This is a genomic window from Massilia sp. P2_C2, assembly GCF_056404615.1.
Map to the genome: position 1 here is coordinate 24,691 of NZ_JBFUDR010000021.1, position 12,553 is coordinate 37,243.

General features: G+C 65.7%; 12 protein-coding genes. All 12 read left to right on the plus strand.

Annotation, left to right across the window (positions count from 1 at the left end):
* Positions 1–10 precede the first annotated feature (10 nt).
* Entirely contained in the window at positions 11–1,531 is a 1,521-nt protein-coding gene (murD, locus tag AC1DYX_RS04415; protein WP_477256668.1) for a UDP-N-acetylmuramoyl-L-alanine--D-glutamate ligase, read from the plus strand.
* Positions 1,531–2,748, plus strand: coding sequence for a putative lipid II flippase FtsW (gene ftsW, locus AC1DYX_RS04420; RefSeq protein WP_477256670.1), 1,218 nt, complete (start codon positions 1,531–1,533; stop codon positions 2,746–2,748). Before murD ends, ftsW begins: the two co-directional genes overlap by 1 nt.
* The gene (gene murG, locus AC1DYX_RS04425; RefSeq protein ID WP_477256672.1) at positions 2,745–3,827 is read left to right on the plus strand and encodes an undecaprenyldiphospho-muramoylpentapeptide beta-N-acetylglucosaminyltransferase; all 1,083 of its coding nucleotides are present in this window, start codon (positions 2,745–2,747) and stop codon (positions 3,825–3,827) included. Before ftsW ends, murG begins: the two co-directional genes overlap by 4 nt.
* Complete coding sequence (murC, locus tag AC1DYX_RS04430; RefSeq protein ID WP_477256673.1) at positions 3,824–5,221, plus strand: UDP-N-acetylmuramate--L-alanine ligase; 1,398 nt, start codon at positions 3,824–3,826, stop codon at positions 5,219–5,221. Before murG ends, murC begins: the two co-directional genes overlap by 4 nt.
* Before the next feature lie 10 nt (positions 5,222–5,231).
* Entirely contained in the window at positions 5,232–6,206 is a 975-nt protein-coding gene (locus AC1DYX_RS04435) for a D-alanine--D-alanine ligase (RefSeq protein WP_477256674.1), read from the plus strand.
* A gap of 9 nt (positions 6,207–6,215) precedes the next feature.
* Positions 6,216–7,034, plus strand: coding sequence for a cell division protein FtsQ/DivIB (locus tag AC1DYX_RS04440; RefSeq protein ID WP_477256675.1), 819 nt, complete (start codon positions 6,216–6,218; stop codon positions 7,032–7,034).
* A gap of 21 nt (positions 7,035–7,055) precedes the next feature.
* Positions 7,056–8,288, plus strand: coding sequence for a cell division protein FtsA (ftsA, locus tag AC1DYX_RS04445; protein WP_477256677.1), 1,233 nt, complete (start codon positions 7,056–7,058; stop codon positions 8,286–8,288).
* Positions 8,289–8,503: 215 nt separating this feature from the next.
* The gene (ftsZ, locus tag AC1DYX_RS04450; RefSeq protein WP_477256678.1) at positions 8,504–9,706 is read left to right on the plus strand and encodes a cell division protein FtsZ; all 1,203 of its coding nucleotides are present in this window, start codon (positions 8,504–8,506) and stop codon (positions 9,704–9,706) included.
* Between the two features lie 203 nt (positions 9,707–9,909).
* Positions 9,910–10,413, plus strand: coding sequence for a redoxin family protein (locus tag AC1DYX_RS04455; protein WP_477256679.1), 504 nt, complete (start codon positions 9,910–9,912; stop codon positions 10,411–10,413).
* 58 nt (positions 10,414–10,471) lie between these two features.
* A complete protein-coding gene (locus tag AC1DYX_RS04460; RefSeq protein WP_477256680.1) occupies positions 10,472–10,606 on the plus strand; it encodes an N-acetyltransferase in 135 nt (44 codons plus the stop codon).
* Positions 10,607–10,641: 35 nt separating this feature from the next.
* Entirely contained in the window at positions 10,642–11,484 is an 843-nt protein-coding gene (locus AC1DYX_RS04465; RefSeq protein ID WP_477256683.1) for a DMT family transporter, read from the plus strand.
* Between the two features lie 71 nt (positions 11,485–11,555).
* Positions 11,556–12,491, plus strand: coding sequence for a UDP-3-O-acyl-N-acetylglucosamine deacetylase (gene lpxC / locus AC1DYX_RS04470; protein WP_477256681.1), 936 nt, complete (start codon positions 11,556–11,558; stop codon positions 12,489–12,491).
* Positions 12,492–12,553 lie beyond the last annotated feature (62 nt).

The following is a 12,553-nucleotide window of genomic DNA, read 5'->3' on the forward strand; positions in this document are numbered from 1 at the left end:
GGGCAACTGAGTGAACTACGACGGCAAAACCGCACTGGTACTGGGGCTCGGCGAATCGGGCCTGGCGATTGCGCTGTGGCTCGCGCGCGCAGGCAGCCGCGTGCGCGTGGCCGACACGCGAGACGAACCCGCGCGCCTGCCCGCATTGCGCGCAGCGGTGCCGGATGCGGACTTCGTCGCCGGACCGTTCACGGCGAGCCTGCTGGACGGCGTCGACTTCGTCGCCGTCAGCCCGGGCCTCGCGCCGAATCGCGAGTTGGCCGAGATCGCACCGGCGGCGGCTGCACGCCACGTGCCGCTGTGGGGCGAGATCGAGCTGTTCGCGCAAGCCCTGGCGGCACTGAAGGCGGAACGCCAATATTCTCCGAAGGTCATCGCCATCACGGGCACGAACGGCAAGACGACCGTGACGAGCCTCACGGGCCTGCTGTGCCGCCGCGCCGGCCTCACGACGAAGGTCGCCGGTAATATCAGCCCCGCGGCGCTGGACGTGCTGCGCGAAGTGATCGACGCGAACATGCGCGTGGGCGACGAGTTGCCGCAGGCATGGGTGCTGGAACTCTCCAGCTTCCAGCTGCACACGACGTACAGCCTGGACGCGGATGCCGCGACCGTGTTGAACGTCACACAGGACCACCTCGACTGGCACGGCAGCATGGCAGCGTATGCCGCCGACAAGGCCCGCATCTTCGGCGGCAATACCGTCCGCGTGCTGAACCGCGACGACGCGACCGTGATGGGCATGGCGGATCAAGGCGCGGCGGTCACGACGTTCGGCACCGGCGAACCGGATGCGCCGGGCAGCTTCGGCCTCGTGAACGAGCGGGGCGTGCTGTGGCTGGCGAACGCGAACCCGGGTGAAGAGCCCGAGAAAAAGAAGAAGAAAAACGCGCCGGCGCCATCAACCGGGCCGGTCGACATCACGATCAACCGCCTGATGCCCGCCGACGCGCTGCACATCCGCGGCCTGCACAACGCCTCCAATGCGCTGGCCGCGCTGGCCCTGTGCCGCGCCGTCGGCCTGCCGCTGGCGCCGCTGCTGCACGGCCTGCGCGAATACCAGGGCGAGCCACACCGCGTGGAACTCATCACGAGCATCGACAACGTCGAGTACTACGACGATTCGAAAGGCACGAACGTCGGCGCCACGGTCGCCGCGCTGGAGGGGCTCGGTAAAACGTTCGGCGAGACCGAACGCCAGATCCTGCTGATCGCCGGTGGTGACGGCAAAGGCCAGGACTTCAGCCCGCTCGCGGGCCCGTGCTCGCGCTACGTGCGCGCCGTGCTGCTGATCGGTCGCGACGGCCCCGCCATCCGCGCCGCGCTCGAACCGACCGGCGTGCCGTGCTTCGACCTGCCCGGCCTGCCGGAAGCCGTGCGCCGCGCCAGCGGTCTGGCAAAATCCGGTGACGTCGTGCTGCTGTCGCCCGCATGCGCCAGCCTGGACATGTTCACCAATTACGCGCACCGCGCCCAGGTCTTCATCGACGCCGTGCGCGACATCGCACTCGAGAAGGGACAGGAGATCTGATGGCTTTCCAGATTCCCTTCAAGTTCGGCGGTTCTGCGAGCGACGCGACGATCGCGACGCGCGCACGTCCGTCGCGCATGATGGAATACGACCAGCCGCTCGTCTGGGTCGTGCTGCTGCTGATGCTGTTCGGGATGGTGATGGTGTATTCGGCATCGATCGCGCTGCCGGACTCGCCCAAGTTCGCCTACCTCGCGGGCAAGAATAATTACTTCCTGGTGCGCCAGGCCATGTTCATCGCGATCTCGATGGTGGCCGGTCTGTTTGTCTTCAGGATTCCGGTCGCGACGTGGCAGCGCTTCGCGCCGCTGATGTTCGTCGCCACATTGATTCTGCTGGCCCTCGTGCTGATACCTGGCATCGGCACATCGGTCAACGGTGCGCGCCGCTGGTTGTCGCTGAAGGTCCTGGCCCTGCAACCGTCCGAGATCATGAAGGTCGTGGCCGTGCTGTACGCGGCCGACTTCACCGTGCGCAAGCAGCAGTTCATGCACAAGCTCACCAAAGGCTTCATGCCGATGGCGGCCGCGATGGCGCTCGTCGGCGCGCTGCTGATGCTGGAGCCCGACCTCGGCGCGTTCGGCGTCGTCGTCTGCATCTCGATGGGCATCCTGTTCCTGGGCGGCTTCAACATGATCTGGTTCGGCGGCATCGGCGCCGTTCTCGTGCTCGTGTTCTCGACCATCATCGCGCTGTCGCCGTTCCGCCGCGCGCGCATGTTCGCCTACATGAACCCGTGGGAAGAGGGCAATGCGTTGGACAAGGCATACCAGCTGACGCACTCGCTGATCGCGTTCGGCCGTGGCGAGATCTTCGGCGTGGGCCTGGGCGGCAGCGTGGAAAAGCTGCACTACCTGCCGGAAGCGCACACCGACTTCATCATGGCCGTCATCGGCGAGGAACTGGGTCTCGTCGGCGTGCTTGTCGTGATCGGCCTGTTCTACTGGCTCGTCAAGCGCGCCTTCGACATCGGCCGCCAGGCCATCGCGCTGGAGCAGCACTTCGCCGGCCTCGCCGCGAAGGGCATCGGCATCTGGATCGGCGTGCAGGTGTTCATCAACATGGGCGTGAACCTGGGCCTGCTGCCCACCAAGGGCCTGACGTTGCCGCTGATGAGTTACGGTGGTTCCGGCGTACTGTTCAACTGCGTCGGTCTCGCGATCCTGCTGCGCATCGATTACGAAAACCGGGTACGGATGCGGGGAGGCCGGCAATGACGAAAAAACTGATGATCATGGCGGCGGGCACCGGCGGCCACATCTTCCCCGGCATCGCCATCGCACAGACGATGCGCGAGCGCGGCTGGGACGTCTCGTGGCTGGGCACGATGCACGGCATGGAGAAGGACATCGTGCCGAAGCACGGTATCGCGATGGATTCGATCGATTTCGCCGGCATGCGCGGCAAGGGCCTCGCACACACGGTGTCCGGCGCGTTCAAGCTGGTCGCGAGCTTTGCCTCGTGCCGCAAGTACCTGGCACTGCGCAAGCCCGACGTCGTGCTGGGCATGGGTGGTTATGTGACGGTGCCGGGCGGGGCGATGGCGCGTGCGCGCGGCATCCCGCTGGCGCTGGTGAACGCCGATGCGGCGCTGCTATTGTCGAACAAGACCTTGAGCCCGCTCGCGCAGCGCGTACTGTTCGGCTTCCCTGCCGATTTCGGCAAGGCCGCGGGCAAAGCCGTCGTGACGGGTAACCCGGTGCGCAAGGAAATCCTGGAGATGCCGTCGCCTGGCCACCGCTTCGCCGGCCGTACCGGTCCGCTGAACGTGCTCGTCGTCGGCGGCAGCCTCGGTGCGAAGGTGTTGAACGACAGCGTGCCGGCCGCGCTGGCGCTGATCCCGGCAGGACTGCGTCCGACGGTCACCCACCAGTCAGGCAGGAAGAACATCGAGGCCCTGCGCGCCGCGTACGCGCAGGCGGGCGTGCAGGCCAACGTGGTCGACTTCATCGACGACATGGCGGCGGAATACGCGAACGCCGACCTCGTGATCTGCCGCGCCGGTGCGATCACCGTGTCGGAACTGACGGCGGCCGGCGTCGCGAGCGTGCTCGTGCCGTTCGTCGCCAGCACGACGAGCCACCAGCGCGACAATGCGATCTGGATGGCGGGGCAGAAGGCGGCGGTGCATCTGCCGCAGGGCGAACTGGATGCGCAGCGACTGGCACAGTTGTTGCAAACGACCACGCGTGACGACTGCCTGGCGATGGCCGAGGCGGCGCAGGCGGTGGGCAGGCGCGACGCCAATGCGGCGATCGCGCGGGTACTCGAAGAATTGGCGAACGGCGGACAATGAAACACAAGATCAAACACATTCACTTCGTCGGCATCGGCGGCAGCGGCATGAGCGGCATCGCGGAGGTGCTGCTGAATCTCGGCTACAAGGTGTCCGGCTCGGACCTCGCGTCGAACGCGGCCAGCCAGCGCCTGCAGGCACTGGGCGCGAACGTGCGCATCGGCCACGCGGCCGAGAACATTCAGGGCGCCGACGCCGTCGTGACCTCGACCGCCGTCAACGAAGCGAATCCGGAAGTCGTCGCCGCGCGCGCCGCGAAAATCCCCATCGTCCCGCGCGCGATCATGCTCGGTGAACTGATGCGCCTGAAGCGCGGCATCGCCATCGCCGGCACGCACGGCAAGACGACGACGACGAGCCTCGTCGCCTCCGTGCTCGCGCAGGGCGGCCTGGACCCGACCTTCGTCATCGGCGGACGGCTGAACAGCGCCGGCGCCAATGCCAAGCTGGGCACCGGCGACTATATCGTGGCCGAGGCCGACGAGTCGGATGCGTCGTTCCTGAACCTGTCGCCGATGATCGAGGTGATCACCAACATCGACGCCGACCACATGGACACGTACGAGCACGACTTCGAGAAGCTGAAGGGCGCGTTCGTCAACTTCACGCACCGCCTGCCGTTCTACGGCCGCGCGATGATGTGCGTCGACGACGCGAACGTGCGCGCCATCCTGCCGCAGGTGACCAAGCCGGTGACGACATACGGCTTCTCGGAAGACGCCGAGGTGCGCGCCCTGAACGCGCACGCCGTCGGCATCCAGATGCATTTCACCGTGCGCCAGCAGGGCTATCCGGACACGGACTTCGTGCTGAACCAGCCGGGCATGCACAACGTGCTGAACGCCTGCTCCGCGATCGCGATCGCGCGCGAGATCGGCGTGCCCGACGAGGCGACCGCGCAGGGCCTGCGCGAATTCAACGGCGTGGGCCGCCGCTTCACGCGCCATGGCGAGGTCGAACTGCCGGGCGGCGGCAGCTTCACGCTGGTCGACGACTACGGCCACCACCCGGTGGAAGCCCAGGTGAYGCTGGCCGCCGCGCGCGCCGCGTACCCGGGCCGCCGCCTCGTGCTGGCGTTCCAGCCGCACCGCTATTCCCGCACCCGCGACCTGTTCGAGGACTTCGTCAAGGTGCTGGCCGCGCCGGACGTGCTGCTGCTCGCGGAAGTGTATGCGGCCGGCGAGGCGCCGATCGTGGCGGCGGACGGCCGCGCCCTCGCGCGTGCGCTGCGCGCGGGAGGCGGCATCGAACCGATTTTCGTGGAATCGATCGCCGACATGCCGGCGACGATCCTCAAGGTGGCGCGCGACGGCGACGTCGTGCTCACCATGGGCGCCGGCTCGATCGGCGGCGTCCCCCATCAACTGACATCGAATCAGAAGGTAGCGCAGTAAAAGGTCCATTATGAGCTCTATCACTCAATCCGAAGCTAAGGCCCTGGGCAAGGTCGGCGTGCTGTTCGGCGGCCGCTCCGCCGAGCGCGAGATCTCGCTGATTTCCGGCAGTGGCGTGCTGCAGGCCCTGCAATCGAAGGGCATCGACGCCCACGCGTTCGACCCGGCCGAGCGCTCGCTGGCCGAACTGGCCGCGGAAAAATTCGACCGCGTGTTCATCGCGCTGCACGGCCGTTAYGGCGAGGACGGCACCCTGCAGGGCGCGCTGGAACTGCTGGGCATCCCGTACACGGGTAGCGGCGTGATGGCGTCTTCCGTCGGCATGGACAAGGTCACCACGAAGATCGTGTGGCTGGCGGCCGGCGTGCCGACGCCGAAGTACATCACCATCGCCGCCGGCGCCGACGTCGACGCGGCTGCCATCGTGGCCGAGCTGGGCCTGCCGCTGATCGTCAAGCCGCCGCTGGAAGGCTCCACGATCGGCATCACCAAGGTGGTTGACGCCGCCGGCCTGCAGGCCGCCGTCGACCTGGCTCGCCAGTACGACAAGGTGGTGCTGGTGGAGCAGTTCATCCAGGGCCGCGAGTTCTCCGTGCCGGTGCTGGGTACCGGCCCGACGGCGCGCGCGCTGCCGATCGTGGAAATCGTGGCGCCGGAGGGCAATTACGACTACCAGAACAAGTACTTCACGGACGACACCAAGTACCACTGCCCGGCGCCGCTCGACGCGGCGACGACGGCGGCGATCCAGGCGCACGTGGTGAACGCCTATCGCGCACTCGGCTGCGAAGGCTGGAGCCGCATAGACGTGCTGCTGCGCGAGTCGGACAATGCACCGTTCCTGCTGGAGGTGAACACGTCGCCGGGGATGACGACGCACTCGCTCGTGCCGATGGCGGCGCGCGCCGAGGGCACGAGTTACGAAGACTTGTGCGTGGATATCCTGCGCTCGGCCAGCCTCAAGGCCGGTCAGGTGAAAAAGTAAGGAAACAAGATGTGGCATGACGTGCGAGCTCTGAACGCAACTGCCAGCGCGCTCACCGCGCTGGTGGTGCTCGCGTGCGTGGCGTCGGGATTGTGGTGGCTGTCGCAGCGCCCGATGTTCACCCTGCGCGCGGTGCGGGTCGAGAGCATGTACGGGCTGGACCTGCAGCACGTGAACGAGCTGACGGTGCGTAACGGGGTGCTCGGGAAGATCAACGGTAACTTCTTCACGACCGACCTGGAACAGGTGCGCACCACGTTCGAAGCGGTGCCGTGGGTGCGCAAGGCCAGCGTGCGGCGCGAGTGGCCGAACCAGCTGATCGTGCAGGTGGAAGAGCACGAGGCGCTGGGCACCTGGGGGGAAGATGGACGGCTGTTGTCCGTGAAGGGGGAAGTATTCACGGCCAACCTGGCCGAGGCCGACGAGGACCACGAACTGCCTGCGTTCGAAGGTCCGTCCGGCAGCGAGAAGGAAGTGCTGAACCGCTTTGCGGAACTGCGCGGCTGGTTTGCGCCGATCCGCCTCGTGCCGGAGTCGATCAGCCTGTCGGATCGCTACGCCTGGACCGTGAAGCTGAACAACGGGATGAGCGTGGAACTGGGACGCGAGAAGGACAAGGACACACTGCACTCGCGCGTGCAGCGGCTGGTGAGCATTTACCCCCAGCTGGTGGCCAGACTCGAGGAAGGGCGCATCGATACGATCGACATGCGCTATCCGAACGGCCTGGCCCTGTCCTCGGCGGCGCTGAATATCCCGGCGGATGCGACCAAGCCAGTCAAGGCGGCAAAGAAAAAAACGAACACCAAAACAACAAAGCAGATCTAATTTACGCAGGCGACAGCAAACATGACAAAAGACGCGAAGAACCTGATCGTCGGCCTCGACATCGGCACCTCGAAGGTGGTGGCGGTGGTGGCCGAAGTGATGGCCGATGGGCGCCACGAGGTGATCGGTCTCGGCCAGCACGAGTCCAAGGGTTTGAAGAAAGGCGTTGTCGTCAACATCGAAGCGACCGTCGAATCCATCCAGCGCGCCCTCGAGGAAGCGGAGCTGATGGCCGACTGCAAGATCCGTAACGTGTATGCGGGCATCGCCGGCAGCCATATCCGTTCGTTCAACTCGAGCGGCATGGTCGCCATCAAGGACAAGGAAGTGACGGCCACGGACGTGGCGCGCGTGATCGAGACGGCGAAGGCCGTGAACATCCCGACCGACCAGCAACTGCTGCACACGGTGCCGCAGGAATTCATCGTCGACAACCAGGAAGACGTGCGCGAGCCGATCGGCATGAGCGGCATCCGCCTCGAGGTGCGCGTGCACATTGTTACAGGTGCGGTGTCCGCCGTGCAGAATATTGTAAAGTGCGTGCGCCGCTGCGGCCTCGAGGTCTCGGACCTGATCCTGCAGCCGATGGCCTCGGCCGATTCCGTGCTGACGAACGACGAGAAGGAACTCGGCGTCGTCCTGATCGACATCGGCGGCGGCACCACCGACATTGCGGTCTTCAGCGACGGCGCGATCCGCCACACGGCCGTGATCCCCATCGCCGGCGATCAGATTACGAGCGACATCGCGATGGCCCTGCGCACGCCGACCGGCGAGGCCGAAGAGATCAAGATCCGCTACGGCGTGGCCAAGCAGGTGCTGGCCGATCCGGGCGAAACGCTGGAAGTGCCGGGCCTCGGCGACCGCGGTCCCCGCTCGTTGTCGCGCCAGGCGCTGGCCGCCGTGATCGAGCCGCGCGTGGAAGAACTGTTCGCGATGGTGCACCAGGTCGTGCGCGAATCCGGTTACGAGGGCGTGCTCTCGTCGGGCATCGTGCTGACCGGCGGCTCGTCGATCATGCCGGGCATGATCGAGATGGCCGAAGACATCTTCCTCAAGCCGGCGCGCCTCGGTACGCCGGAATACCGCGGCCAGCTGGCGGACGTCGTGCGCAGCTCGCGCTATGCGACGGTGCTCGGCCTGCTGCTGGAAGCGAAGAAGCAGTATTTGCGCGGGCATATCGTGACGCGTCAGGATGGATCGGTGAAGGCAGTCTGGCAACGAATGAAAGAATGGTTCCTCGGGAATTTCTGAGGTGACGAAGAATCGCGGCGCGCGTGGCCAGGATGGGAACAACGTAAACGCAACGCGTGGCGGATTTTTCGGGGTTTGGTAACAGCTAGTAGCAGATTTGCTTGGTAACGGACACGAAACATTTTTAAAATAGTGGCGCGTTTCCAATCTCGAGTCCTGGCGATGTCCGCGAGGATTCGGGCTTGGAAACGGCTCATCGAGATTAGGAGTTCATCATGGAGTTCGATATGGTCGATAACGCAGCACTGGGCACGGTCATCAAGGTCGTCGGCGTTGGCGGCGCAGGCGGTAATGCGGTCCAGCATATGATCAACAAGGGCGTGTCCGGCGTGGAGTTCATCGCCGCCAACACCGATGCCCAGGCGCTGGCCGCATCCGGTGCCCACAACGTCATCCAGATCGGCGAGTCCGGCCTGGGTGCCGGCATGCGTCCGGAAATCGGCCGCCAGCTGGCAGAGCAATCGCGCATGCGCATCGAGGACGCGCTGCGCGGCGCACACATGGTCTTCATCGCCGCCGGCATGGGCGGCGGCACCGGCACCGGCGCCGCGCCGATCGTCGCGGAAGTCGCCAAGAGCCTGGGCGCGCTGACCGTGGCCGTCGTCTCGAAGCCGTTCTCGTACGAAGGCCAGAAGTGCATGGACGTCGCCGAGACGGGTCTGAACGAACTGACCAAGCACGTCGACTCGCTGATCGTCATCCTGAACGAGAAGCTGGAAGACATCTACGAAGACGAATCGATGCTGGACTGGATGAAGCATGCGGACGACGTGCTGAACAACGCCGTCGCCGGTATCGCCGAGATCATCAACGTCCCGGGCCACATCAACGTCGACTTCAACGACGTCAAGACCATCATGAGCGAGCAGGGCAAGGCCATGATGGGCACCGCCACCGCGTCGGGCGTCGACCGCGCACGCATCGCCGCCGAACAGGCCGTCGCCTCGCCGCTGCTGGATGGCATCGACCTGTCGGGAGCGAAGGGCGTGCTGGTGAACGTCACCGCGTCGCGCGGCCTGAAGGGTAAGGAAATCAAGGAAGTCATGGCCGCCGTGCGCGCCTTCGCGGCACCGGACGCCGCGATCGCGCAAGGCATCGCCTACGATGACGAGATGGGCGACGAATTGCGCGTGACCGTCGTCGCGACGGGCCTGGGCAAGAACAAGGCCAACATCTCGCTGGTGCAGCCGCAACAGGTCCTGCGCACCGGCACGTACGGCGCGCCGATGATGTCCGGCACGCCGGGCGTGACGGGCGGCGTGACCATGGGTTCGGCGGCCGGCGCCGGCGCGATGGACGGCATGAAGCAGCCGGCCGTATGGCGCCGCGAGCAGGCATCCGAGCAGGTGCAGGCGATGCAGCGCAACGGTGTCGAGACCTACGACATCCCGGCGTTCCTGCGCAAGCAGGCCGACTGAAGGCGGAAGACGCCAACGCCGGCTGACCACCGGCGCTCCATGATGCGGGGCCAGGCTGTTCCAAGCAGCCTGGCCTTTCGTTTTTCAGATTCGGGGGCAAAAAATTCGGGGTCAGAGCACTTTTTCAAAAAAKTGCTCTGACCCCGAATTTTTTTTAGATAAGGCATACTTGCGGGTTCTGAAAACTTGAAAGGGACATCACCATGACCATCCAGATCGGCGGCCGCCTGCCCGAAGGCACTCTGCAGGAATACATCGAAGTCGCAACCGAAGGCTGCGCGCTCGGCCCGAACACGTTCAACGTGGCCGACCTCGTGAAGGGCAAGACCATCGCCATCTTCGGCCTGCCGGGCGCCTTCACCCCGACCTGCTCGGCCCAGCACCTGCCCGGCTACGTCAAGCTGGCCGACCAGCTGAAAGCCAAGGGTGTCGACGAAATCTGGTGCATCTCCGTCAACGACGCCTTCGTCATGGGCGCCTGGGGCCGCGACCAGAAGGCCACCGGCATCGTGCGCATGATGGCCGACGGCAGCGCCGCCTTCACCAAGGCCCTGGGCCTGGAATTCGACCTCGTCGCCAAGGGCTTCGGCGTGCGCTCGCAGCGCTATTCGATGCTCGTGCAGGGCGGCGTCGTCAAGCAGCTCAACGTGGAAAGCGGCGGCTTCGACGTGTCGTCGGCCGAGACGCTGCTGAAGCAGCTGGGCTGAGCGGCATCCGATCCACGCGAACGGCGCCGCGGCGCCGTTTTTTGTCTCCGCCACGACCATGATCATCAACACCGAAACCCCCGACCAGCCCGAGGCCATCGCGCTGTACGAACGCGCCGGCTTCGTGCGGTGCGCGCCGTTCGGCGAGTACAGGGACGATCCGCTATCGATCTTCATGGAGAAGCAGTTGTGAGCCGGCTCGCGGGGAATATGCGCAGCATCCGCGCGATGCTGGTCTGCGTCGCCATGTTCTCGATCATGGACGCGACGATGAAGCTGCTGTCCGCCCACTTCCCGGCGATGCAGGTGGCGGCGCTCCGCGCGCTGTCCGCGCTGCCGCTCGTCGGGGCGTACCTGTTCTGGCGCGGCGGACAGCGTTCGCTGCTGCGCATCCGCTGGCCGCTGCACCTGCTGCGCGGCGCCATCGGCATCGCGATGCTGTCGCTGTTCACGTATGGCCTCAAGACGCTGTCGCTGGCCGAGGCCTATTCGATCTTCTTCATCGGTCCGATCCTGATCACGGCGCTGTCCGTGTTCGTGCTCGGCGAGCGCGTCGATGGCGCGCGCTGGATCGCGATCGGGGTCGGCATGGCCGGCGTGCTCGTCGTGCTGCGGCCGACCGGGGCCGGGTTCTTCACCCTGGGCGGACTCGCCGTGCTGACCGCGGCCGTGTGCTATGCGGTGTCCGCCGTCGCCGGTCGCGTGCTGGCGCGCACGGACCGGGGCGAACACATGATGTTCTGGCTGATGGTCCTGATGGCCACCGGCGCGACGCCGCTGGCCGCGCCCGCCTGGGTGCCGGTGCAGGCCGGGCATTGGCTGCTGATCCTGCTGCTCGCCGTCAGCGGCTTCTTTGGCCAGCTGGCGCTCACGGAAGCGTTCAGCCACGGCGAGGCCTCGGTCGTGGCGCCGTTCGAGTACACGGCGCTGGCCTGGGGCGTGGCCATCGACTGGCTCATGTGGAAAACCTTGCCGGATGAATACACTTTGCTGGGCGCTGCCATCATCATCGGCAGTGGCCTGTACCTGATCCGCCACGAAACGGTGCATGCGGAAGCCGAGCATCCCTGAAAACGTGGCGTTGAAGCCACCGGACAGGAGGGTCTCCGGCGTGTGCGGAAACGCTACGATATAATCGAACGATGCTCAAACAACGAACCATCAAGCAACTGGTGCGCACGACAGGTGTCGGCCTGCACTCCGGGACCAAGGTCGAGCTGACCCTGCGTCCGGCGGCAGCCGACACGGGCATCGTGTTCCGCCGTGTCGACCTCGATCCCATCGTCGAGTTCCCGTCGAACGCCGACATCGTGGGCGATACCCGCATGGCGTCCGTGCTCACGCAGGGCAATGCGCGCGTGTCGACCGTCGAGCACCTGATGTCGGCCTGCGCCGGCCTCGGCATCGACAACCTGTACGTCGACGTCACGGCCGAAGAGATTCCGATCATGGATGGTTCGGCATCGTCGTTCGTGTTCCTGCTGCAGCAGGCGGGCGTGCAGGAGCAGGCTGCGCCCAAGAAATTCATCCGCGTGCTGAAGCCGGTGGAAGTCCGCCAGGGCAGCGGCGCCAACGAGAAATGGGCGCGCTTGAGCCCGTATGACGGCTTCAAGCTCGACTTCTTCATCGAATTCAATCACCCGGCCGTGGACGGCACGACGCAGCGCGCCGTCGTCGATTTCGGCAAGGTGTCATACGTGCACGACGTGGCGCGTGCCCGCACGTTCGGCTTCATGCAGGACGTGGAAAGCCTGCGCGGCATGGGTCTGGCGCGTGGCGGCTCGCTGGAAAACGCCATCGTGATGGACGAATACCGCATCCTCAATGCGGACGGCCTGCGCTACGAGGACGAGTTCGTGCGTCATAAAATCCTCGACGCGATCGGCGACCTGTACCTCGTCGGCGCGCCGCTGCTGGCCAGCTACGAGGCGCACAAGTCCGGTCACGGACTCAACAACCTGCTGTTGCGCGAGCTGCTGGCGCATGAGGATTCCTACGAGATCGTTACGTTCGATGCGCAGGAGCGGGCGCCCGTGTCGTATGGCGCGCAGATGGAGCGGGAGTGGGCTTTAACCTGAGGTAAATGTAACGTATGGTGGGCACGGGGTGCCCACCCTACGGCGTCGATGCATATGTAGGG

What these genes read in the sequence shown, in the direction of transcription:
- ftsW (WP_477256670.1), top strand. Translation starts at nt 1,531, where the DNA reads ATGGCTTTCCAGATTCCCTTCAAGTTCGGCGGTTCTGCGAGCGACGCG.
- murG (WP_477256672.1), top strand. Translation starts at nt 2,745, where the DNA reads ATGACGAAAAAACTGATGATCATGGCGGCGGGCACCGGCGGCCACATC.
- AC1DYX_RS04440 (WP_477256675.1), top strand. Translation starts at nt 6,216, where the DNA reads ATGTGGCATGACGTGCGAGCTCTGAACGCAACTGCCAGCGCGCTCACC.
- ftsA (WP_477256677.1), top strand. Translation starts at nt 7,056, where the DNA reads ATGACAAAAGACGCGAAGAACCTGATCGTCGGCCTCGACATCGGCACC.
- ftsZ (WP_477256678.1), top strand. Translation starts at nt 8,504, where the DNA reads ATGGAGTTCGATATGGTCGATAACGCAGCACTGGGCACGGTCATCAAG.
- AC1DYX_RS04455 (WP_477256679.1), top strand. Translation starts at nt 9,910, where the DNA reads ATGACCATCCAGATCGGCGGCCGCCTGCCCGAAGGCACTCTGCAGGAA.
- AC1DYX_RS04460 (WP_477256680.1), top strand. Translation starts at nt 10,472, where the DNA reads ATGATCATCAACACCGAAACCCCCGACCAGCCCGAGGCCATCGCGCTG.
- AC1DYX_RS04465 (WP_477256683.1), top strand. Translation starts at nt 10,642, where the DNA reads ATGCTGGTCTGCGTCGCCATGTTCTCGATCATGGACGCGACGATGAAG.
- lpxC (WP_477256681.1), top strand. Translation starts at nt 11,556, where the DNA reads ATGCTCAAACAACGAACCATCAAGCAACTGGTGCGCACGACAGGTGTC.